Origin of the sequence: Terasakiella sediminum, assembly GCF_033100395.1 — a bacterium.
In the GTDB taxonomy this organism is placed as follows: domain Bacteria; phylum Pseudomonadota; class Alphaproteobacteria; order Rhodospirillales; family Terasakiellaceae; genus Terasakiella.
In genome coordinates this window covers 168,555-190,188 of the sequence record NZ_JAWLVJ010000007.1, presented here as the reverse complement: position 1 = coordinate 190,188, position 21,634 = coordinate 168,555, and the positions used below count along the sequence as shown (strand labels likewise).

Sequence of the window (21,634 nt, the reverse complement as noted above, 5' to 3'; positions counted from 1 at the left end):
CTACAAATCTTCATACTGACGCATTAATGGAAAAGCATGCTGCTTTTTCACCGTACTGAATGAAATACTGGTTTCCACCGAATCAATCCCCGGGATTTTGGTCAACCGTTCACGCATGAATTTTTCATAGCTCTTCAAACTATGACTAACGATATGCAGCAAGTAATCGGCAGTCCCGGTAATGAGATAACATTCCAGAATTTCATCGATCTCATTCACATGACGTTCAAACGTTTCGATCAATTCTTCCTGAGACCTTTCCAGCTTGATCAGGACGAACACATCCAGCCCCAAACCATATTTTTCCTGATCCACCAAAGCGGTGTAGCCTTTCAGCACCCCATCTTCTTCCAGCTTGCGCACCCGACGCAAACAGGGTGACGGGGATAGGTTGACCCTTTCGGACAATTCCTGATTCGTCAGACGGGCATCATTTTGTAGTTCGCGGATAATTTTGCGATCGATCTGATCCATAAAGCAACACTCCTTAGCATAATCTGCCAATATTATTAATTTACTTAGCAGCATACGCAAGCACATTGCGACAATCTTAGCGTAAAATAATGGAAAGATTGAAATTTGACTAAAGGGTATCCCCATGACTACAGATCAGAAAAACGGTTTTGCAACACGCGCCATCCACTTCGGCTATGACGCACAAGAAGAACAAGGCGCACTAACCCCGCCTTTACATATGACCTCGACCTTCTGTTTTGATACAGCAGAAGCAGGCGGGGAAATGTTTGCAGGTGAACGTGAAGGTCATTTTTACACCCGCATTTCCAACCCGACACTGGACCTGTTGGAACAACGCATAGCATCGCTTGAAAATGCAGAAGCGGGCCTTGCGACCGCATCCGGAATGGGAGCAATCAGTGCAGTTCTTTGGACATTCCTGAAGTCCGGCGATGAAGTCATTGTGGATAAAACGCTTTATGGCTGCACCTTTGCTTTCATGCGTCACGGCCTGTCCAAATTTGATGTAACCGTCAAACATGTGGACCTGACCGATCCGAAAAACCTAAAAACCGCCATCACAGATAAAACCCGCATCGTCTATTTTGAAACCCCGGCCAACCCCAACATGCGCCTGGTGGATATTGAAGAGATTTCAAAGATTGCACACGGCCACGATGATGTGAAAGTCATTGTCGATAACACCTATTCCACCCCCTATCTGTGTCAGCCTATTACCCTGGGCGCAGACCTAGTGGTTCACAGTGCGACCAAATATCTGGGCGGCCATGGCGATTTGATTGCCGGATGTGTGGCTGGTTCAAAAGAAGACATGACAAATGTGCGCCTGCTAGGATTAAAAGATATGACCGGCGCCGTGCTGTCGCCCATGAATGCCATGCTGATCATGCGCGGACTTAAGACGCTGCATCTTCGCATGGACCGTCACTGTCAAAGCGCGCTGAAAATTGCGCAAGTGCTGGAACTTCATTCTGCCGTTTCGAAAGTTCACTATCCGGGGCTAAAAAGCTTCGAACAACATGACCTTGCCACCAAGCAAATGAAGCTGCCTGGCGGCATGATCGCCTTTGAAGTCAAATCCGGCCTCGAAGGCGGCAAGGTTATGATGAACGCTTTAAAAATGATCAAACGCGCAGTCAGCCTAGGGGATGCGGAAACCCTGATCCAGCACCCGGCCAGCATGACACATTCCACCTACACACCAGAAGAACGCGCGGAATATCAGATCAGTGATGGCTTGATCCGCCTGTCCGTCGGCCTGGAGGATGTGGCAGATATTCAAAGTGACCTGGTACAGGCACTCGATCAGTTGATAGAATCTGAACATATGGCAGCAGAGTAAATATTTCCGCCGTGATAACAGTTCTTTAACGCAAAAAGTGCTATAACAATCCAAAATAACAAAAATATACCTTTGGATTGAGAACATATGGCTGCTGACCAAAAAAGAAAACGCGAAAGGGAACGCCTGCTGGCGCTCTCCTTTTGTCGTGCCGATTTGCTGTTTGAACTGAACATCGATCGCAAGGTCGAATATGTTGCGGGTGCGACCGACGTCATGCTGGGCAAAAGCAGTTCAGATCTTCTGGGCCACAGCTTTCTGAATATTGTTCACAGTGATGATCAACAACTCACTACCCAATTGCTGGATAGCGCAAAAGATCGGGGGCGTCTGGATGATGCCTCCCTTTCCTTAGGCGGGATCAAAGCCAGCAAAATCCCGGTTATTCTATCCGGTTATCGCGTTCCCGAATTTAACAACCATTTCTTCCTCGCCCTGAAAGTCGATACCAAACGCGCGGCTGCTGCCAAAGAAGAAAAGCTGCAAAAAGATGAGGAAAGCGGCCTGTTGGAAGTTGCCTCTTTCGCACAATCTGCTGCCCAGCGCGTCACATCCTTTATCAGTGCAGGCGGAGATGCGCAGGTTTCCTTGGTAAAACTGAACCAACTCGACGGGCTTTTAACCAAAGTTGGCGCAACGGATAAGAAAAAACTGCTGGGTGCCATCGGCGATGTTTTAAACAGCAATTCAATTGGCGGAGATACTGCAAGCCGCATCGACACAGAAAGTTTCAGTTTCGTCCATACCCATGATGTAGACCCCAATGACATTAATGACCAGCTCGAAAAACTGGCAGGTAATATCCTTCCGGACGGAGACAAGGTTCAGGCCATTTCAACCACACTGGATGTGGATGGCGCAGGTTTGAATGAAGAACAGGTCACAAAGGCGCTGATCTACACCATGCAGACCTTCTGCGAGAATGAAAGCAGCCTGAAACAAAATTCCATGTCCGACATCCTGTCGACGCTGATGACAAATACGGTGGAAAATGTCGGATATATCAAAGACATCATCCGCAAACGCGACCTGGACATTCACTTCATGCCGATCTTTCATCTTAAAGGCGGATACGTGCATCATTTTGAAGGCCTATTGCGCCTAACAGGTGATCGGTCCAATGAATCCCCGTTCAATTACGTCCGACTGGCTGAAGAAGTAAATATAATCTGTGATTTGGACATGAGTGTAATCAAGAAAACGATTGATTACATCTACTCCTTCCAGAAAAAGGGCTTTATTCCACCGATTGCAGTTAATTTGTCCGGCCTTTCTTTAAGTAACAAGACCTTTATGGACCAACTTCATATGATTCTGCGCAATTCCCCCGACATTGCCGGTCAATTGATGTTTGAAATTACGGAATCAGCCAAGATTGATGACTTGCCGATGGTGAATAATCTGTTACAGAATATTCGTAAAATGGGCTTTGAAGTCTGTCTGGATGACTTTGGTTCAGGCGCGGCAAGCTTTGACTATATCAATGCCCTGGATGTGGATGGGGTTAAATTTGACGGTCCCGTGGTCAAACGTGCTTATGCCACCGAAAAAGGCCATGACCTTCTGCGTGCCATGGCAACCATGTGTAACGGGTTGAACATCCACACCATTGCAGAAATGATCGAAGACAAGGATATGGCGGACCATATGATGAAGTCTGGGATTGATTTTGCGCAAGGTTGGTATTTTGGTAAAGCTGTGCCGGACCCTCTACAATTCAAAAACCAGTTTGATCATTCCAAGCGTTAATTCAACTCAACCAGTTTATGCCCATCATAATCCGGGTTTTCCTGCCCAAAATAACCATGCGGGTTACACAGAACTCGCGTATTATGGATTTGATAATCCACACTATGATGCACATGTCCATGCACCCATAAAGAGACATGAGCAAAATCAATCAGCTCTTCAAAATTGGACGAAAAAACCGGGGACAGCACATGGTCAGAATGATCATCTGAAACCGATTGGAACGACGGCGCATTGTGCGTAACAAAGATGGTCGGTCCATGATCATAAGGATGGATCGCTTCTTCCCACATCCAGTGGATGGTCCGTTCACATAAATCAAGCGTGTGCTGCGGGCGCAATCGCTTCCAAAACATCCAGGGATGCGTGCGGATATGTTTATAATCCGGCATGTGACGTAGCGCCTGCTGCATGGCCTTATCCTGTTCTTCTTCCCCGTTTAGCGCAAAATCGGACCATAGCGTTGCCCCCAGTACGCGCACAACGTGTTCCTTTACCGGGATATAGCCGATCTCACGTTCCAGAAACCAGATGGGTACGCCACGTTCACGATAGGCAGCCGCCTTGTTGGATAGAATTTCACGAAGATGCAGGCCCGTGCCCCAATATTCATGATTGCCATTGATATAAACGGTGGGCAGGTCATACCGTTTGGCCACATTGGCCGCCCATAAGAAACCGCGCTCGCCTTCGTCAATGTCCCCGGCCAAAATCAACAGATCAGCCCCTTCTGCATCAAACTGCAAAGGTGCGCTTTCTGACGTGCGGGTTTCCAGGTGCAGGTCAGATATGGCCAGTACTTTCATAGCCGTTTCTCCCAGAGTTCTGCGACGTTTTTTCTTTTTATTATATCGTTTTAATTATCTTTGTTCAAATCACGTAAAGCTTCATTGACGATCTCAATCACCTGACGTCCACGGCGGGTGTCATGACACATAACCCGATCCGGGATGACCGCGAGCGGGAACTGAGTATCAAACGTCAAATTCTTGAATTCAGAATGATCAGAAAGGATTTTAGCTAAGCCCAGTTCAGGCACCACAACCGCATCCAGACGGCCATGGTCCAGCTTTTTCAAATTCACATGCAAGTTAGAAAAATAATCATAATTAACTCCGTCTTTTGGGACCACGGCACGCAAGGCACTGGCTTCATAAATCAGACCAACCGTTTTGCCGACCAGATCCATACGGTCTTTAATCTTCATCCCATCTTTTCGATAAACCGCCACCCAATGGGTATCGCGGATAGGCAGAGAATTGATATAAGGGGAGGCCTTGTCATAATAGACAGTCGAGTCAGGGGCCACACAGGCATACTTCCCTTTGTAAAAGGCGTTGTAGCCATGTGATGAGTTCGCGATCCGATAACTGAGATCCGTCTGACTGACTTCAATCACGGCATTCAAAATCTTTCCGGTCGGACCTTCCAGCTTGTCCCGGGTCTCCCCAAAATTTTCCGGATTAAGCGGAATAACAAGATCATATTCATATTCCTGCGCCTGAAGATTAGACGACAGCAACACCCCACAGGTGACCAGAATCACCAGCCGTAAAATAAAACCATTCATAATCATGATTTTACACGGAATGTTATGTTCTTAAAATTGACCAAAAGCATTAGCGTGTCATTCCACTTGTATCATCTATCTTTGCCCAAATGATACAAGTCTCCCCTATTTTCCCCTGAGGCTTTCCAATGAGTTTCATGCAGGAAATCTAATAAAGTTGACTCTAAACCTATCTCGAACTATACAACCACAAGGTAAGATCTATCCAAAAGAGTAAGAAATGACACAGTGTTCATATTTCAGTGAAGGCAAAGAAATTCTGCGCGACCTGCATGAATTTCTGGATATGGCCCTGATTCATGATCACAACCTGACAAACCAGCAAACCAAAGCCGTGATTAAAGGGGTTCTGACCTCTGCTGAAAACCAATTAAAGCTCAAGGAAAGCAGTGCAAAAACGCACGATGTCTCAATCTGCGAAAATAAAGTTGAAAGCGCGCGTCAAAAGCTTAAAGAAATTGCAAGCACTCTCAATGGGGAAGAAGTCACCGACACCATCAACATGCTGACCGATTGGTATGTTGGCACCTTCCTGCCGGACGAACAGAACTGTCTGGCCTGTAATGCTGAAATGACAAAACCTGCTTAAGAGTAATCAGCTTTTCGACATCATCTTCTATCATCTCCTAAATAATAATGTTTATCTCAGCCAGATGTGATGCGCCCCTTATGATCGATCAAATCGTTAAACTTTCTACCTTAAGCCTCTTATTTTTCTTCACAAAATAACTTTAATTTTATAGCAAGCAACAATGTACTGAAAGATTCATCTAATCAGCACATAGACTTAGGTATCCAAAACCTCGTGGATAGCAAAGGTCAGTTTTTCATAGGTAATCGGTTTGGTCACAACCGCATTAACCCCGGCATCCACATAATTGGCATGGTTTGCCTCCACCGCATCAGCTGTGAATGCCAGAATTGGAATTTCGGCATCCATCATTCGGATTTTGGATGTTGCTTCCATTCCATCCATCACTGGCATTTGCATATCCATCAAAATAAAATCAAATGCCCCCTTGGCAAAAGCGTCAACCGCCTGTTGCCCGTCATTCACGGCCGTGACGATATGAGAGTTCTTTTCAAGAATACTCTTAACAACCTTCTGATTGATTTTATTGTCTTCAGCCAGCAACACTTTCAACGGTGGTAAGTGAATAGCATCTGGCATGATATGCTTGTCAGATGCGCTGCACTCAGGCGCAGGGATTTCCACAATAAAGGTACACCCCTCCCCAGGCAGACTTTCCAGTTTAATCGTACCGCCCATCAATTTCACAAGATGGTCTGTAATCGCCAAGCCAAGCCCCGTGCCACCAAATCTGCGGGTGGTACTGTCATCAGCCTGTTCAAATCGATTAAAGATGGTTTCCTGTTGTTCTTCACTAACGCCAATCCCGGTATCTATTATAGCCAGGTGCAGTTTTTCATCCTGTACCTGCCCTTTGATCATCACACTACCAGCCGGGGTAAACTTCAAGGCATTACTCAGCAAATTACTAACGATCTGGCGCAAACGCACTTCATCCAGCAAAAAAGTTTGTTCCAGACTTTCGTCAAATTCCCGAATGATCTGCAGGCCTTTTTTACTCGCCACACTTTCAAAGAGCGAAGCTGTGTCACCCAGTACCAGATTTGGCTGAACAGCCTGCGCATCCAGAACCAGCATCCCGGCTTCGATCTTGGAGAGATCCAGAATGTCATTCAGCAGCGCCATCAGGGTACGTGATGAAACGTCCAGATCTTCCAACAGTCCTTCGCTGTGATCCACAACAATCTGCTTTTCACGCAAAAGATCCAACACGCCCCGGATACCCATCATAGGTGTTCTCAACTCGTGGCTCATATTCGCAAGAAAATCGCTTTTGGCCTTGTTGGCCTGTTCGGCAAGTGCGGTTGCTTCTTTCAGGACACGTTCAGCATCTTTTTGTTCGGTAATGTCATGAACGGTGCCAAAGAAGTATTTTGGCTTATCCAGATCATCAAATATCGTTTGCAGATAAACTTCAACCCATCTGACCTCACCATCCGGTGTCACCAGCTGATATCGAAAGTCATCGATGGTCTCCTCAGGCTGTAACAGAAGCATCTGCGCCATGACATCATCATGATACTGGCGATAATTGGGGTGTATCCATTGCGTAAAGGTCTGATAGTCCAGGTTCTCAACCCGTTCACGCTTAAAAATTTTAAACAGGCCGTCAGACCATTTCACGACACCGTTTTTGACATTGAAGGACCAATGGCCGATCTGTGCGATTTCTTCCGCCAGTTCCAGTCGATTGTTGGATTTTTGAATTTCGCTCTGAAGTTCCTGAAGGTCGAATTCAACCTCTTTTCGCGCAGTAATATCTGTGTGAATGCCCGCCATGCGCACAGGCTTATTGTCCTTTGACCATTCAACCACCTTGCCATGATCATAAATCCAGACCCAATGCCCGTCCTTATGCTTCATGCGCAATTCGCAGTCATAATCCTCTGTCTCACCTTTAAAATGCTGTTCCAGTTTTTCTTCTGTTTTCGTGAAATCATCGGGGTGTGACATTGCTTTCCATTTCTCAAAGGAATATGGGGTTAGCTCTTCAAACGAATAGCCCAGCATTTCTGCAAATCGGGCATTAATGGTGCCGCCACCTGTTTGGATGTCCCACTCCCACACGCCTGCACTGGTGGCCCAGATCACATCGTCCAGTTTTTTGCGTTCATCCTCTGCAATTGCTGAAATCTCGCGCTGTGCCAACAAGAGCTTACGCTGTTTCCAAAGAAAATATGCGGCCGCCACAAGCGTTAAGGATAAAAGCGCAATAATTATCTGGTTTTGAGTCTTCAATGCCTGAGACTGAAGATCGAGCATTTCTTCCAACTGATTCTGATAATGCCAGAGGTCATCTGCCATCTGGCGCTTTTCAGAGATATCATGGATGATGGAATAAAGATGAACCTTCCCATCAAATTCAATCGGAGATGAATGAACCTCGACGGTTTTTATCTCACCCTTGGCAGTTTCATGACGAAAGATAAAGAAATTGCGATTTTGTTCCTTGGCAAGCTGACGCTCAGCTGCGACCTGCTCTTTCGAAAGCAGATTGATATCCTGAATCTTCATGCTTTCAAGCACGTTTAACGGATAGCCATAAAATTCAGCTGCCGCGTTATTTGCTTTTTCAATTTCGCCCGTCTTGGGATTGATCAAAAGCTTAACGGCATTATGGCTATCAAACGCCTGTTCAAACGTAGGTTTGGCGAAACCTGTTTGATGTACCATCAACACGATAAGGAATATGATTACAGATAAAAACGCGTTTCTCATCGGTCACCACAAAAGTCTTTTTCTTATCCTTATAACAAGAATAGATAAAACTCATCTGATCTAAGTCAACCATAAACACGCACATCAATAACACATCGCTTTAAAATCAAAGAGATGGGCCCAACCTTGACAGCCTCCAAATACCTGACTATTTCACTAAGGTATTAAACAAAGATGGAGGCTGTGATGAAACACCCTATTGCTTACAGAACAGATAGAAACGGACGGATCGTTGCCCAGTTTAAAGGCGGTCTGGAATGTCATGCGGTAGATGTGGAAGCGCAGCTTATGTCTTATGCTTTGCGCGACCATGACAAACGCAAGAACAGGAAATCTGAAAGTCAGACAAGCTAACAAAGCCTGCCCACAAAAAAAGGTCTCTGACAATCATCAGAGACCTTTTTGAATTGGTAGCTGGAGGCAGACTTGAACTGCCGACCTCGGCATTATGAGTGCCGCGCTCTAACCAGCTGAGCTATCCAGCCTTGGAAACGCTGTGCGCTTCGAAGTGGGCGCTTTTTAGGCCACCACCGCCGATGTGTCAAGCACCAAAAGAACAAGCTGACACATTTTTTTAATTTAATTGTCCATTTTTTAGCATCTCGTTGATTTTGCTGTAGGTTTCATCATAGCCTTCCTGGTAGACAGCGCTACGTTCAACAAAATATTGAGTGAATTCAATCGGCACATCCAACTGAATTTCTTCGAAGTGAATCTTTCGATAGTCCGCTTCGCTCAGTTTCCCCTGATCCAGCAGTTTATTAATCAAATGAACCTTCGCCGTTTCCCCACTGTAAGACGCATTAAACCAAAGCAGGGTGGTAAAGTTCTTCATTTCAAAATCATTTTCCGGCATGGGCCCGCGCCATTCTTTATTCTGTGGGCGCACGGAAAAGATCACATCACTGCATTTACAAAGTTCGCGAATGATAAATTGGCGATGATAGGCTCCATCCAACTGATGGAACGCCCCCTTATTCTGGCACTCAAAGCCATATAAATAGAGCCACAGCGCCGCTTCCACCCCTTCGCGATCAATGGGGCAAATGATACTGTCGTTATGCTCCTGCCCGTATTTAAGGTCGGTTAAATCACAGGCCACCTGGTTCATATGCAGGCATTCCTGACCCTTTTGCGGAATAAAGCTGTTAAAGATAACACCTACGTCAGATCGATTGAAGATATCGGCCACCCGATCAAATTCCTCATAGCTACGTTCTGGAACAAACTTCTGCGCCGGGAAAAGACGATTTAAAAATTCCCGTGCGGTAAACTCCTGCATGGGTTTGAAGAAATTGATGGCATTTTCCATATAGGCGGGGCGGAAAATTCCCTCCTCCCCGGTGGAGGCCATCCAATAGGCATTCACCCAGTCAAAGGGTGGTTCAAACACATTGCCGTCTTCGATCTGTTTATCGATCTGTGCCTTGATGTCATCACCCGCCAGATAATTGGCCGCCCAGATGATCTGACCAGAGGTGCAGGAGATAATGTCGGGACGCAGGCACAGGTCCTGTGTAGCCTTAAAAAAACCGACGCCATGAGCGTTAAACCCGCCCAGGCCGCCTAATGCAAATGCAACGGTTTTCTTCTTTGTCATCTTCACGCCTCTTCCTTGAATTTAGCGTGACTATGACAGGCCAGAAGTAATCAATCAATTGGCTGATTCGATCCAGCCACCACCCAACATGCGTTCACCTTCATAGAAAACACAGGCCTGCCCGGGTGCAATCCCGGCATAACCTTCTTTCAATTTCACCCGCGCACGTCCATTGCCGTCAGGATAGACGGTGGCTTCCTGTGGGGGCTGTGCGGAACGGACTTTAACCACCATGTCACGGCCTTCTGCGGGCAATGGGGTAAAGCCAATCCAGTTGAGACCGGAAATCTCCAGTTCGAACTCCAGCAAGGCTTCCTTCGGACCAACGATAACCTGCTTTTTCTCCGCATCCAGACGGATAACATAAAGCGGGTCCGGCCAGGCGATGCCAAGACCACGGCGTTGGCCGACGGTATATTTGATCACCCCATCATGCTTGCCAACAACCGTGCCATCCACATGAACGATCTCGCCTTCTTCCAGGGCACCGGGACGCAGCTTTTCAACCACATCCACATATTTGCCTTCCGGCACAAAACAGATGTCCTGACTGTCGCTTTTGGAGGCCACGGCCAATCCATACTTCTTGGCAAGCTCCCGCGTTTCATCTTTTGACATGCCACCAAGGGGGAAACGGACAAAATTCGCCTGATCCTGCGTCATGGTGAACATGAAATAACTTTGATCACGACGATGGTCTTCACCGCGCAACAGAACGGCACCCTGATCGGTCATTTCCCACTGCACATAGTGGCCTGTAACCAAAGCATCGCCGCCCAGGTCTTTTGCGGTTTCTAACAGGTCACGAAACTTCACAGTCTCATTACATTTCACACATGGGATCGGGGTTTCGCCCTGCACATAAGTGTCAGCAAAATATTCCATCACATCACGTTTGAAAATTTCTTCGTAATCCAGCACATAATGCGGAATACCGATCTGATCAGCCACCCGGCGTGCATCATAGATATCACGGCCTGCACAACAGGTATTGGGACGACAGACGGCTTCACCATGATCATAAAGTTGCAGTGTTACACCGACGACATCATAGCCTTCTTCCTTCAGCATTGCTGCGGTCACAGAACTATCCACACCGCCTGACATTGCAACAATGACACGTGTATCTTCTGGGGCTTTATCAATATATAATGAGTTCATGGCGTTACATCGGCTTTATAAGCAGTATTCGGGTCGAGTGTTTTCAAGGTTTTTGACTTGAATTCACGGCGATAAATCACAAGGACAACAAATAGGGTCGCGCAGACAAAAATCCAAGGGTGCAAAAACCAGGATAAGGCAGCCAAGCCGAAATAATAGGCCCGCATACCACGGTTAAAAGTCTGTACCGCCAATGCATTTACCTTGGCTGCACGTTCGGCGATATCCTGTGCTTCGTCAGTATCAGCCTGAAGCTGCGAAGGAAAGGCCCCCATAACGATAATCATATAGTTAAACTGGCGTAACGCCCACGCAAACTTGAAGAAGGCGTAAACAAAGACAAGCGCTAAAGCCAAAAGCTTGATCTCCCACATGACCTTGGAAGCCTTGGCCACATAGGTCAAATCTTTGGTCAGATCCTGAACCTGTTCAAGCCCACCAAAAATGGCAACGATCCCCCCAATAATGAAGATCGCAGTGGAGGCAAACAAGGAAATCGATCGAATGAGGGTAGACAGTAAAGCTGCATCCCCTACACGAACCTCACGATGAAGTGACTCTTTCATCCATTTGAGACGATAATGATACATTACCGTCATCAAGCTGGTGCGGTCCTTGCTAAACCCATCCGCAAAGTAAGTATAACCGGCCCATGCAACTAAAAACCAAAGAAGTGCGGTTGCATCCAACAGTGTCACGCCGTGCATATATTCCGCATCCATGGCGCGTCCTAATCTCGTTCGTCCAGCCAGGCCATCTGGATAGCTTCAAGGACCTTTTCATTGGACTTTTCAGGGTCATCTTCGAAGTCTTCCAACTCCTGAACCCATTTCCATAGATCAGTGAAGCGAACTTGCAGGATATCGACGTCCGGATGAGCATCTTCCAGTTCAATGGCGATATCATGAATATCAGTCCAGCGTAATCCCATCAGATGCTCTCCTTCACTATCTCTCTCGTCATCCCCGCGAAGGCGGGGGTCTCTCCGATACAGTTTCCTGCCTTCGCAGGAATGACGTCTTTGGTGTTAGCCGATGTTGCGTGTTTCGGCGGGGACATGCACTTTAATGCCATCCAATTCGTCAGACATGATGATCTGACAGCCCAGACGAGATGTCTGCTGCAGGCCAAAGGCCAAGTCCAACATGTCTTCTTCTTCTTCTTCCGGCTCGTCCAGTTTGTCGAACCATTCTTCGGCCACAATCACGTGACATGTGGAACAAGCCAGTGAACCTTCACAAGCACCTTCCAGGTCGATGTCGTTTTTGTGGGCGACTTCCAGAATGGACAGACCGTTTGCTGCATCGACTTCTTTTTCAGAACCGTCTGGGTTTACGAAAATCATTTTAGGCATTGTCTTCTTCCTACGTTTGTACTGCGTTGAGCGTGTTTTATCGTCTTTAGCCGATAAATCAAGACTCAATCGCGTTTTCTAGTTTTTCAACGTTAATTCCGGTCAAGGCTTCTTCAATGCCTTTGTCCATTCGACGCTGGGCAAAAGTCTGGGTTTCACGATCCAGTTCTTCCACCATCGCATTAATGGCGTGGCGGTCATCGCCTGCAATCGTTTCATCCAGTTTATTCAAAACCACATTGATATGGGCGCGTTCATCTTCGTTCAGCAGCACCCCATCGATATGAAGGGCGGAATAAACCGCTTCCATCACCCGCTTGCCTTCAACACGCGCTTCGGTCAACAGGCGGATTTCCATATCGTCACGGGCATTGACCATACTGTCGCGCAGCATGTCAGCCATTTCTTCATCCGACAGTCCATAAGATGGTTTCACTGCAACTTCCTGACTTATCCCCGTCGTGACTTCTTCGGCACCCACCGTCAAAAGACCATCGGCATCCACACTGAATGTCACACGAATACGGGCAGCCCCGGCCGTCATGGGCGGAATGCCTTTCAGGATAAAGCGGGCCAGCGATCTGTTTTGATCTACCATTTCACGTTCCCCCTGCAGGGCATGAATCGCCATGGCACTTTGGCCATCCTGATAAGTGGTGAATTCCTGTGCCTTGGCCACCGGGATCGGGGTGTTACGCGGGATCACTTTTTCAACAATCCCGCCCATGGTTTCGATACCCAGGCTCAATGGTGTCACGTCCAGCAACAAGTTATCAGATCCCACCGTCAAGGCTTCGGCCTGTAAAGCCGCGCCGACAGACACAACTTCATCTGGATCAATATCCGCCAACGGTTCCTGTTCAAACAATTCACCCACACGTTTTCTCACCAACGGCACACGGGTTGATCCGCCCACCAGTACAACACCTTTGACTTCATCAGGGAACATGTCGCCATCTTCCATCACGTTGCGGCAAATCTCGATGGTGCGCTCTACAAGCGGGGCAGCCAGTTCATCAAACTTTTCACGCGTGAGGGTGTGTTTCGACGTTTTATCATTGAATTCAAGAACAAAGTCGCCTTCGTCATTTTCAGTCATGCATTCCTTGGCCATCCGCCCGGTGACCAAAGCAACTTTCACATCATCAATGCTGAGTTGTTCTTCGCCAAATTCTTCACGGCGCTGCTCAAGGAAATATTCCAGAATGGCATGATCAAAGTCATCGCCGCCAAGGGCTGCATCGCCACCTGTAGCTTTCACCTGAAACACGCCTTTTTCCATGCGCAGCAAGGATAGATCAAACGTTCCGCCACCCAGGTCATAAACCGCATAGACGCCTTCAGCCTCTTTATCCAGACCATAGGCCAGCGCCGCAGCGGTTGGTTCATTCACCAGACGCAAAACTTCCAGACCAGCCAGGCGTGCAGCATCTTTCGTTGCGGTACGCGCCGCATCGTCAAAATAGGCAGGGACCGTAATCACGGCCTGTTCGACTTTATATTTCAGTTGATCTTCGGCGCGTTCTTTTAGCGCGCGCAGGATATCAGCGGAAATTTCAACAGGGGTCAGTTCTTTACCCGCCACTTTCAGGCGGACCATGCCTTCGCCTTCGATCACTTCGAACGGCAGGGTGCCGGAAATGGATTTTACATCTTCCAGACCACGCCCCATCAGACGCTTCACCGATGAAATCACCGTTTCCGGGCGCATCAACAGCAACTGTTTTGCCAAATCCCCGACGATGGCAGACCCATCCGGTGCATAGGCCACAACGGACGGCACCAAGCCTTTGCCATTTTCATCGCGCAGAACTTCGGGCTTTTCTTCCTGAGAGACCGCAACAACAGAGTTGGTGGTCCCAAGGTCAATCCCGACAGCAAGGGCAGTATCTTCTGCATGGGGAACAGGTGTTTCACCCGGTTCGTGGATTTGCAGCAAAACGTTTTCAATCATTATTTCATTACCAGACGCGCTTTATGCTGGCGCGTTTCTTCAAGAAGTTTTGTGAGGTATTTCAGACGCAGGGCAAGTTTGCGCGCTTCATCCAAATTCTGACCTGCAAAAGCCGTGGCAATCGCTTTAACACAATCACGAACATCGCGACGTGCCTTTGTGGTCAGCTTGTTGATCACATCCACATTATCCGCTTCCATCAAGGCTTCGCGGGTTTCCATGGCTTCCATCAAAAGCGCCGGATCATTGACCGTATGGTCATGGCTGATCCCCGTTTCCCCCAGTACCTGCAACAGATAATCTGCACGCAGCAACGGATCTTTCAGGGTTTCAAATGCCTCATTCAGGCTGACGGCCTGCTGTTGAGACAATGACTTTTCCTGCGGCGTCTTTTTCGCAAAGCGATCCGGATGAAGATGGCGTTGCAGTTCAAAATACGTGCGTTCCAGCCCATCGACATCAATGTCATAACTTTTGTGAAGGCCAAGACGTGCGAAATGGTCAATCTGACCCGGCGGCTGCACGGCCTGGCAGGTTTCGCAAAACAGATCGGACTCCGAAACTGGTCCTTTACAGGACCAGCAAGGATGGAGTCCGCTTTTGTCATTGCGCAACGTCATATCAGAAGTGGATGCGTCCATTTTATTCGTTTGTGTTTCGCTTTAGACGTGGAAAGATTCACCACATCCGCAACGCCCCTTTTCGTTCGGGTTGTTGAACACAAAACCGGAAGCCATCTGTTCTTCAACATAGTCCATTTCCGTCCCAAAGATAAACATGGTTGCCTTTGGGTCGATCATGATTTTCACATCATCAGCCGGATCAAACACTTCGTCGAATTCATTGACTTCATCGGCGAATTCCAGAGTGTAAGACAGACCGGAACAGCCCTTGGTGCGCACACCGATACGAATACCAACACTTGGCTTGCCACGGCTGTCCAGCAGCGCGCGGATACGCTCAAGCGCATTGTCACTTACGGTAATGGGGGCAGGACGTCCTGTCATGTCTTATACTCCAAATTCTTCACACGTTGATCAGGATGCTTCACTGTCAGAAGCATCACCGTGCTTGGCCTTATAATCATCAATTGCGGCCTTGATAGCATCTTCTGCCAGAACCGAGCAATGAATCTTCACCGGTGGCAAAGCCAACTCTTCCGCAATATCTGTGTTTTTGATGTCAGCAGCTTCATCCAGCGTTTTGCCTTTTACCCATTCTGTGACCAATGAGCTCGACGCAATGGCAGAACCACAGCCGAATGTTTTAAACTTCGCATCTTCAATGACACCGTCATCACCAACTTTAATCTGCAGGCGCATCACGTCGCCACAAGCCGGGGCACCGACAAGACCGGTACCGACTTCACCAGCTTCATTATCCATAGACCCAACGTTGCGTGGGTTCTCGTAATGATCGACTACTTTTTCGCTATAAGACATATTCTTCTCCTATTATACCGTTTCAAAGACGGTCGTCTTAATGTTCAGCCCATTGGATGGACTTCAAATCGATACCTTGTTGAGCCATTTCAAACAGCGGGCTCATCTCGCGTAGGCGCTGTACTTCCTTGATAATGCGATCCGTTGCATAGTCCACTTCTTCCTTGGTGGTAAAGCGGCCAATGCCCAGGCGCAAAGATGTATGTGCCAGTTCTTCTTCAACGCCTAGCGCGCGAAGAACATAAGAAGGTTCAAGCGATGCCGATGTACAGGCAGACCCGGATGAAACGGCCAGATCCTTAATCCCCATCATCAGACCTTCGCCTTCAACGAAAGCGTAAGAAACGTTCAGGTTGCCCGGGATACGCTGTTCCAGATCCCCGTTCAAAAATACTTCCGGCAGTTCTTCTTTAAAGCGGTTCCACATGTGCATTTGCAGCTCGTGCAGACGTTCGTTTTCCTCAGCCATTTCTTCCTTGGCAATCTCGCACGCTTTACCCAGACCCACACAAAGGGCTGGGGCCAGTGTACCGGAACGCATGCCACGTTCCTGACCGCCACCATTGATTTGTGCAAGGATGCGAACACGTGGACGACGACGAACGTAAAGTGCGCCAATGCCCATTGGACCGTAGACTTTGTGACCGGAAATAGACATCAGGTCGATATTCATTTCTTCCACATCCAGTGGAATTTTGCCAACAGCCTGTGCGCAGTCTGTGTGGAAGAACGTTTTGTTCGCACGACAGATTTCGCCAATTTCTTTCAAAGGCTGGATCACACCGATTTCGTTGTTCACAGCCATGATGGAAACCAACAGGGTTTTGTCGGTCATGGCAGCTTTCAGTTCTTCCAGGTCGATCAGGCCATTTTCCTGTACGGGCAGGTATGTGACTTCAAACCCGTCCTGTTCCAGGTGGCGACACGTATCGAGCACACATTTGTGTTCTGTCACACAGGTGATGATGTGGTTGCGCTTGTTCTTGTAGAACTCACCCACACCTTTAAGGGCCAGGTTGTTTGATTCCGTCGCACCGGAAGTAAAGATAATCTCTTTGGAATTCGCACCGATGATGTCAGCAACCTGTTTGCGTGCATCTTCAACCGCTTCTTCCGCATCCCAGCCATAAGCGTGGTTACGCGAGTGCGGGTTACCAAACTTCTGTGTGAAGTAAGGCATCATCGCTTCGACAACACGCGGGTCCGTTGGTGTTGTTGCCTGATAGTCCAAGTACACCGGATTTTCTTGTGAATTCACGCCCATGGGGGGCACTCCTTTTCTTCTTCTTCCAGAGGATTACGCAGCACAAACGCTGCTTTCTTTTCTTTTTTGCACACGTTCAACCAATTTAGACCAAGCTTGCACAAATAATTCAATATCATCTTTCGTACTATCCCAGCCGAGAGAAACCCGGATGGCACAATTTGCTAATCCCTCATCAACCTGCATTGCCTTCAGCACATGGGATGCTTTTACCGTCCCGCTGGAACAGGCTGAACCTGCACTGACCATCACACCGGATAAATCCAATGCCATGACCTGGCGTTCGCTGATCAGCCCTTCAATGGCGAAACAGCTGGTATTGGGCAGACGGTCCACGTTTTCGCAGAACACATGCCCGCCCAGGGCTTTAATTTGCGTTTCCAAATCGTTGCGCAAGGCCTCGACATTGGAATAATTCAACTTTTCTTCGGCAGCTGCACCAAAACCAATAATCCCGATCAGATTTTCGGTTCCGCCGCGCATGGATTTTTCCTGCCCGCCGCCTTTTTGCACCGCCTGCAGGGCAACCGTGTCGCGTTTGATCAACGCGCCAACACCTTGCGGACCACCGATTTTATGGGCTGACAGGCTGATCATGTCACAGCCGATTTCCTGCATGTCAAAATCAATCTTGCCAACCGCCTGCACCGCATCACAATGGACCAGCGCGCCCTGTTCGTGGGCAATGCGGCAAATCTCTTTAATCGGCTGGATCGCACCTGTTTCGTTATTCGCGGCCATCACGCTGACCAAAGTCGGGCGACCATCCAAAAGACTTTCCAGATGGGCAAGGTCAACAACACCATTGCCATCCACATTGATGAATTCCGCATCCGGGCGCGCTTTTAAAACAGCGGCATGTTCCACAGCCGACACCAGCACACGCTCGACCGCCGGACCATTCAGCGCCAGATTATCGGCTTCCGTTCCGCCACTGGTAAAGTAAACCCAGTCGCGCGGCACACCCACAAGGGCTGCAACCTGATCACGTGCTTTTTCCATTTTCGCACGCGCTTCGCGCCCAACGCGATGCACAGATGATGGATTACCCACAAGATCAAACGCATCCGTCATAGCGGCGCGAACCAATGGGCGCATCGGTGCAGTGGCGTTATAATCCATGTAAGCGGTCTTCATCATCGTATCTCGATTACTTTCTTATTCTGCAGCCGCGATTTTTTCGCGCGTTACAGCATCAAACAAAGAGCTCGTACCAAGCAGACGTTTTTCAACAATATCATCCAGCGAAATGGAATTCAGATAGAGGTAAATCTGATTGCCCAGTTCCGTCCACAAATCGTGGGTCAGGCAACGGCTTTTGTTTTCACGACAGCCATTGGGGTTACCTGGTGTGCAGCGTGTGGCCGTAATTGGTTCATCCACAGACAGGATAATGTCTGAAACACGAACGTCTGCACAGTCACGTGCCAGAAGGTACCCACCGCCTGGTCCGCGTACAGACTTAACAAGATCACCCTTGCGAAGCTTGCCAAACAGTTGTTCAAGGTAAGACAGGGAAATTTCCTGACGGTCCGCGATATCGGCAAGTGAGACAGGTGTCCCTTTGCTGTTACAGGCCAGATCGACCATCGCCATCACGGCATAACGCCCTTTTGTGCTGAGTTTCACTTTCTTATACTCCTGTTAACGTGCAGAGGAGACCACATCGAGCTTTTTCTTCGGCTCTGGCTGTGTTTCTTCTGCTTCACTTTCTAATTCTTCCACGCGATTTTTCAGCGTGTTGATCTCGTTGCGCAAAGATTCAAGTGTACGGGCGACCGGATCAGGCATATCAACGGGTGTTCCGTATGCGCAAAATTCTTTATCAGATTTTTTCATCACGACTTTGGCCGGGATACCCACCATGGTCGCACCGGGTGGCACATCCTGAAGAACAACCGCATTCGCCCCAACGCGCGCGCCGGCCCCAACGATAAAGGGGCCTAAAAGCTTGGCACCGGAACCAACAATCACACCATCTTCCAATGTAGGGTGGCGCTTACCTTCATCCAGTGAAACCCCGCCAAGGGTTACGCCTTGATAAAGCGTTACATCATCGCCAATTTCAGCCGTTTCCCCGATCACAACACCGGTGCCATGGTCAATAAAGAAACGTTTGCCAATTTTCGCCCCCGGGTGAATTTCAATACCGGAAAGAAACTTGCCAACATTAGACAGTATACGGGCTGTCAAACGCCACTCTCGGATCCACATAGCGTGGGCAACACGGTGAAACATCAGCGCATGAAGACCCGAGTAACACAACATCACTTCCAGTCGCGAATTCGCTGCTGGATCAAGTTGAATGTAGGAATCGATGTCTTCTTTAAATCTTTTGAACACTTTGGGCCACGTTTTGCTAGTATATTCGATCATTTTACGCTATGAGAAGCACCAGCGATTCGGCGCAAATCATTGCGTTTACCTTGTTATTTGAAACAGAATATAGAATGCCCGACTAAATCAGTCAAGTATATCAGGGCGGTTTTTCTATATTTTTTTACAAATAACCACTCGCAGTAGTCGGATTTATATTTTTTGTAATTTTTTCAATAGGATTCGTCGCAGAAAAATGCCTGAAGTCATTTTCAATGGACCAGAAGGTCGCCTCGAAGGTCGTTACCACCACAGCAACGATGCCAACGCCCCTATCGCCCTTTTGCTGCACCCGCACCCTGAACAGGGCGGCACCATGAACAACCGTGTCACCTACACCATGTTCAAGACATTTAAAGAGCGTGGCTTTTCCGTTCTGCGCTTCAACTTCCGTGGTGTTGGTCGCTCCCAGGGTATTTTTGACAGTGGCATTGGGGAACTTTCTGATGCGGCTTCCGCACTTGACTGGATGCAGACGCACAATCCAAACGCCCGTATCTGCTGGGTTGCCGGATTCTCCTTTGGTGCCTGGATCGGCATGCAACTGATGATGCGCCGCCCGGAAATCAACGGCTTTATCTCTGTTGCGCCCCCTGCAAACCTGTATGACTTCTCCTTCCTTGCACCTTGCCCGGCTTCTGGTCTGGTGATCCATGGCGACAGCGACGATGTTGTGCCGGAAGAATCAGTGCAAAAACTGGTTGATAAGCTGGACAGTCAGAAAAACATCTCCATCGACTACAAGCGCATCGCTGATGCCACGCACTACTTCAACAACGAAGAAGAAGCAGATCTGATCAAACAGTACACAGGTGAATATCTGGATCGTCGCATTGTGGAACTGGCAGCTGAGTAAAGAACAAATAAACGTCATTCCCGCGAAAGCGGGAACCTAGCCAACTTCATATTTCAAGCAATTCTGGGTCCCCGCTTTCGCGGGGATGACTATTTTGGGGTATGAGAATGAAATTCCCCGCCTGTCAACGGGGTGGATACGCCTGTCGTGCCCGGAAAGGTGATCGGCAGGCCTTTTTCCGCCCGGGCAGCCAGATAAGCAAAGGCTTGCGCTTCAATCGCATCGCCGTCCCAGCCGACATCTTCGGCACTTAGAATACAGCCGTGCAGATAAGCGTTGAACGCACTCATCATCGACTTATTCAAACGGCCTCCGCCACAAACGATCCAAAGCTCCGCCAGTTCCGGAAAGAAGTCCTGTGCGCGCATGACCGCTGCAACCGTAAAGGCAGTCAGGGTCGCTGCCCCATCTTCCACTGACAGATCATCCACCAGATCAAATGCGATCCGCTTGAACTCGTCACGATCCAGGCTTTTCGGTACAGGTTGGGCAAAATAGGGATGGGTCATGAAAGTATTGACGGCGGCATCATCAACTTCCCCTGCCCCGGCAATCTCCCCATTTTCATCGAAGGCCTTGCCCGTATGTTTCTTGACCCAGTCATCCACCAAAGCATTGGCAGGGCCCGTATCAAAGGCAATCAGTTCGCCATCTTCGCCAATCCAGGTGACATTACCGACTCCACCGAGGTTCAGAACCGCGATGGGTTTATGCATATCCTTAGTGAGTGCGGCATGAAAGATCGGGACCAAGGGCGCGCCCTGCCCGCCAGCCTTCACATCAGCCGTGCGCAAGTCATTAACCACATCAATCCCGACAGCACGCGCCATATCGGCCCCGTCACCCAGCTGGATGGTCAGGCCATTTTCAGGTTCATGAAAGACGGTCTGACCGTGAAAGCCGATCAGATCAACGTCCGAGCGCGTGATCCCTTCAGATTGCAGAAAGCGTTCCACCGCCTGAATATGACGGTTGGTGACTTCAGATTCCAGCGCTTCCAGTCCTTCTTTCTGGCCAAAACCTTTGCGGATTTCTTCGCGAAAATCCTCGTCAAAAGGATAGGATTTGAAGCTTGAGAGCTCTTCAATCGTTTCCCCGTCCGTTCGCACAAGGGCGATATCCACACCGTCCAAAGACGTGCCACTCATCAGACCGAGAACCAGTTTCACCAAGCTTACT

The 21,634-nt window shown here is 48.5% G+C and carries 23 protein-coding genes and 1 tRNA gene; 5 read left to right on the top strand and 19 right to left on the bottom strand.

The features are described from left to right. Positions 1–474: an Lrp/AsnC family transcriptional regulator gene (locus RYZ26_RS07575; RefSeq protein ID WP_317682577.1), complete on the bottom strand. Its 474-nt coding sequence runs from the start codon at positions 472–474 to the stop codon at positions 1–3. A 124-nt stretch (positions 475–598) separates the two neighbouring features. Between RYZ26_RS07575 and RYZ26_RS07570 the strand changes: the two genes are divergently transcribed. Further along, positions 599–1,819, top strand: coding sequence for a methionine gamma-lyase (locus RYZ26_RS07570; protein ID WP_317682576.1), 1,221 nt, complete (start codon positions 599–601; stop codon positions 1,817–1,819). 87 nt (positions 1,820–1,906) lie between these two features. After that, positions 1,907–3,568, top strand: a complete 1,662-nt coding sequence (locus RYZ26_RS07565) for an EAL domain-containing protein (protein WP_317682575.1) — start codon at positions 1,907–1,909, stop codon at positions 3,566–3,568. Here the strand turns inward: RYZ26_RS07565 and RYZ26_RS07560 are convergent. Beyond that, positions 3,565–4,374 (bottom strand): metallophosphoesterase family protein, encoded by an 810-nt coding sequence (locus RYZ26_RS07560; RefSeq protein WP_317682574.1) that lies wholly within the window; start codon positions 4,372–4,374, stop codon positions 3,565–3,567. The two genes, RYZ26_RS07565 and RYZ26_RS07560, sit on opposite strands and share 4 nt — an antisense overlap. A gap of 50 nt (positions 4,375–4,424) precedes the next feature. Continuing rightward, positions 4,425–5,138, bottom strand: coding sequence for a substrate-binding periplasmic protein (locus RYZ26_RS07555; protein WP_317682573.1), 714 nt, complete (start codon positions 5,136–5,138; stop codon positions 4,425–4,427). A 220-nt stretch (positions 5,139–5,358) separates the two neighbouring features. Between RYZ26_RS07555 and RYZ26_RS07550 the strand changes: the two genes are divergently transcribed. After that, the gene (locus RYZ26_RS07550) at positions 5,359–5,727 is read left to right on the top strand and encodes a hypothetical protein (RefSeq protein ID WP_317682572.1); all 369 of its coding nucleotides are present in this window, start codon (positions 5,359–5,361) and stop codon (positions 5,725–5,727) included. A 198-nt stretch (positions 5,728–5,925) separates the two neighbouring features. On the opposite strand, the gene RYZ26_RS07545 is transcribed toward RYZ26_RS07550, so the two are convergent. Beyond that, positions 5,926–8,403 carry a PAS domain-containing hybrid sensor histidine kinase/response regulator gene (locus RYZ26_RS07545; protein ID WP_317682571.1) on the bottom strand — a complete coding sequence of 826 codons (2,478 nt, stop codon included), beginning with the start codon at positions 8,401–8,403 and terminating at the stop codon, positions 5,926–5,928. Positions 8,404–8,634: 231 nt separating this feature from the next. Here RYZ26_RS07545 and RYZ26_RS07540 point away from each other — a divergent pair, with 231 nt between their 5' ends. Beyond that, complete coding sequence (locus RYZ26_RS07540; protein WP_317682570.1) at positions 8,635–8,802, top strand: hypothetical protein; 168 nt, start codon at positions 8,635–8,637, stop codon at positions 8,800–8,802. A 54-nt stretch (positions 8,803–8,856) separates the two neighbouring features. Here the strand turns inward: RYZ26_RS07540 and RYZ26_RS07535 are convergent. The 14 genes from RYZ26_RS07535 to cysE all read right to left on the bottom strand — a co-directional run bounded on the left by RYZ26_RS07535 (position 8,857) and on the right by cysE (position 19,566). After that, positions 8,857–8,933 (bottom strand) — tRNA-Met (locus RYZ26_RS07535). An 89-nt stretch (positions 8,934–9,022) separates the two neighbouring features. Further along, a complete protein-coding gene (locus tag RYZ26_RS07530) occupies positions 9,023–10,048 on the bottom strand; it encodes a patatin-like phospholipase domain-containing protein (RefSeq protein WP_317682569.1) in 1,026 nt (341 codons plus the stop codon). Positions 10,049–10,102: 54 nt separating this feature from the next. Beyond that, the gene (gene mnmA, locus RYZ26_RS07525) at positions 10,103–11,209 is read right to left on the bottom strand and encodes a tRNA 2-thiouridine(34) synthase MnmA (protein ID WP_317682568.1); all 1,107 of its coding nucleotides are present in this window, start codon (positions 11,207–11,209) and stop codon (positions 10,103–10,105) included. Then, positions 11,206–11,931, bottom strand: coding sequence for a DUF599 domain-containing protein (locus RYZ26_RS07520; protein WP_317682567.1), 726 nt, complete (start codon positions 11,929–11,931; stop codon positions 11,206–11,208). Before RYZ26_RS07520 ends, mnmA begins: the two co-directional genes overlap by 4 nt. An 8-nt stretch (positions 11,932–11,939) precedes the next feature. Further along, a complete protein-coding gene (gene iscX, locus RYZ26_RS07515; RefSeq protein WP_317682566.1) occupies positions 11,940–12,140 on the bottom strand; it encodes a Fe-S cluster assembly protein IscX in 201 nt (66 codons plus the stop codon). A gap of 96 nt (positions 12,141–12,236) precedes the next feature. After that, positions 12,237–12,563, bottom strand: coding sequence for a 2Fe-2S iron-sulfur cluster-binding protein (locus RYZ26_RS07510; RefSeq protein WP_317682565.1), 327 nt, complete (start codon positions 12,561–12,563; stop codon positions 12,237–12,239). A gap of 58 nt (positions 12,564–12,621) precedes the next feature. Continuing rightward, entirely contained in the window at positions 12,622–14,517 is a 1,896-nt protein-coding gene (gene hscA / locus RYZ26_RS07505) for a Fe-S protein assembly chaperone HscA (protein ID WP_317682564.1), read from the bottom strand. Further along, the gene (hscB, locus tag RYZ26_RS07500) at positions 14,517–15,158 is read right to left on the bottom strand and encodes a Fe-S protein assembly co-chaperone HscB (RefSeq protein WP_317682563.1); all 642 of its coding nucleotides are present in this window, start codon (positions 15,156–15,158) and stop codon (positions 14,517–14,519) included. Before hscB ends, hscA begins: the two co-directional genes overlap by 1 nt. A gap of 21 nt (positions 15,159–15,179) precedes the next feature. Next, complete coding sequence (locus RYZ26_RS07495) at positions 15,180–15,524, bottom strand: HesB/IscA family protein (protein WP_317682562.1); 345 nt, start codon at positions 15,522–15,524, stop codon at positions 15,180–15,182. Positions 15,525–15,554: 30 nt separating this feature from the next. After that, a complete protein-coding gene (gene iscU / locus RYZ26_RS07490) occupies positions 15,555–15,959 on the bottom strand; it encodes a Fe-S cluster assembly scaffold IscU (RefSeq protein WP_317682561.1) in 405 nt (134 codons plus the stop codon). Between the two features lie 37 nt (positions 15,960–15,996). Next, entirely contained in the window at positions 15,997–17,223 is a 1,227-nt protein-coding gene (locus RYZ26_RS07485; RefSeq protein ID WP_317682560.1) for an IscS subfamily cysteine desulfurase, read from the bottom strand. A gap of 33 nt (positions 17,224–17,256) precedes the next feature. Beyond that, the gene (locus RYZ26_RS07480) at positions 17,257–18,363 is read right to left on the bottom strand and encodes a cysteine desulfurase family protein (protein WP_317682559.1); all 1,107 of its coding nucleotides are present in this window, start codon (positions 18,361–18,363) and stop codon (positions 17,257–17,259) included. Positions 18,364–18,381: 18 nt separating this feature from the next. Further along, a complete protein-coding gene (locus tag RYZ26_RS07475; RefSeq protein WP_317682558.1) occupies positions 18,382–18,852 on the bottom strand; it encodes an Rrf2 family transcriptional regulator in 471 nt (156 codons plus the stop codon). A gap of 15 nt (positions 18,853–18,867) precedes the next feature. Then, positions 18,868–19,566 (bottom strand): serine O-acetyltransferase, encoded by a 699-nt coding sequence (gene cysE, locus RYZ26_RS07470; RefSeq protein WP_317682557.1) that lies wholly within the window; start codon positions 19,564–19,566, stop codon positions 18,868–18,870. Between the two features lie 229 nt (positions 19,567–19,795). Between cysE and RYZ26_RS07465 the strand changes: the two genes are divergently transcribed. Continuing rightward, on the top strand, positions 19,796–20,455 hold the full coding sequence (locus tag RYZ26_RS07465; RefSeq protein ID WP_317682556.1) for an alpha/beta hydrolase: 660 nt from the start codon (positions 19,796–19,798) through the stop codon (positions 20,453–20,455). Between the two features lie 89 nt (positions 20,456–20,544). Here the strand turns inward: RYZ26_RS07465 and RYZ26_RS07460 are convergent, their stop codons facing one another. Beyond that, a complete protein-coding gene (locus RYZ26_RS07460) occupies positions 20,545–21,624 on the bottom strand; it encodes an anhydro-N-acetylmuramic acid kinase (protein WP_317682555.1) in 1,080 nt (359 codons plus the stop codon). Between the last annotated feature and the right edge of the window lie 10 nt (positions 21,625–21,634).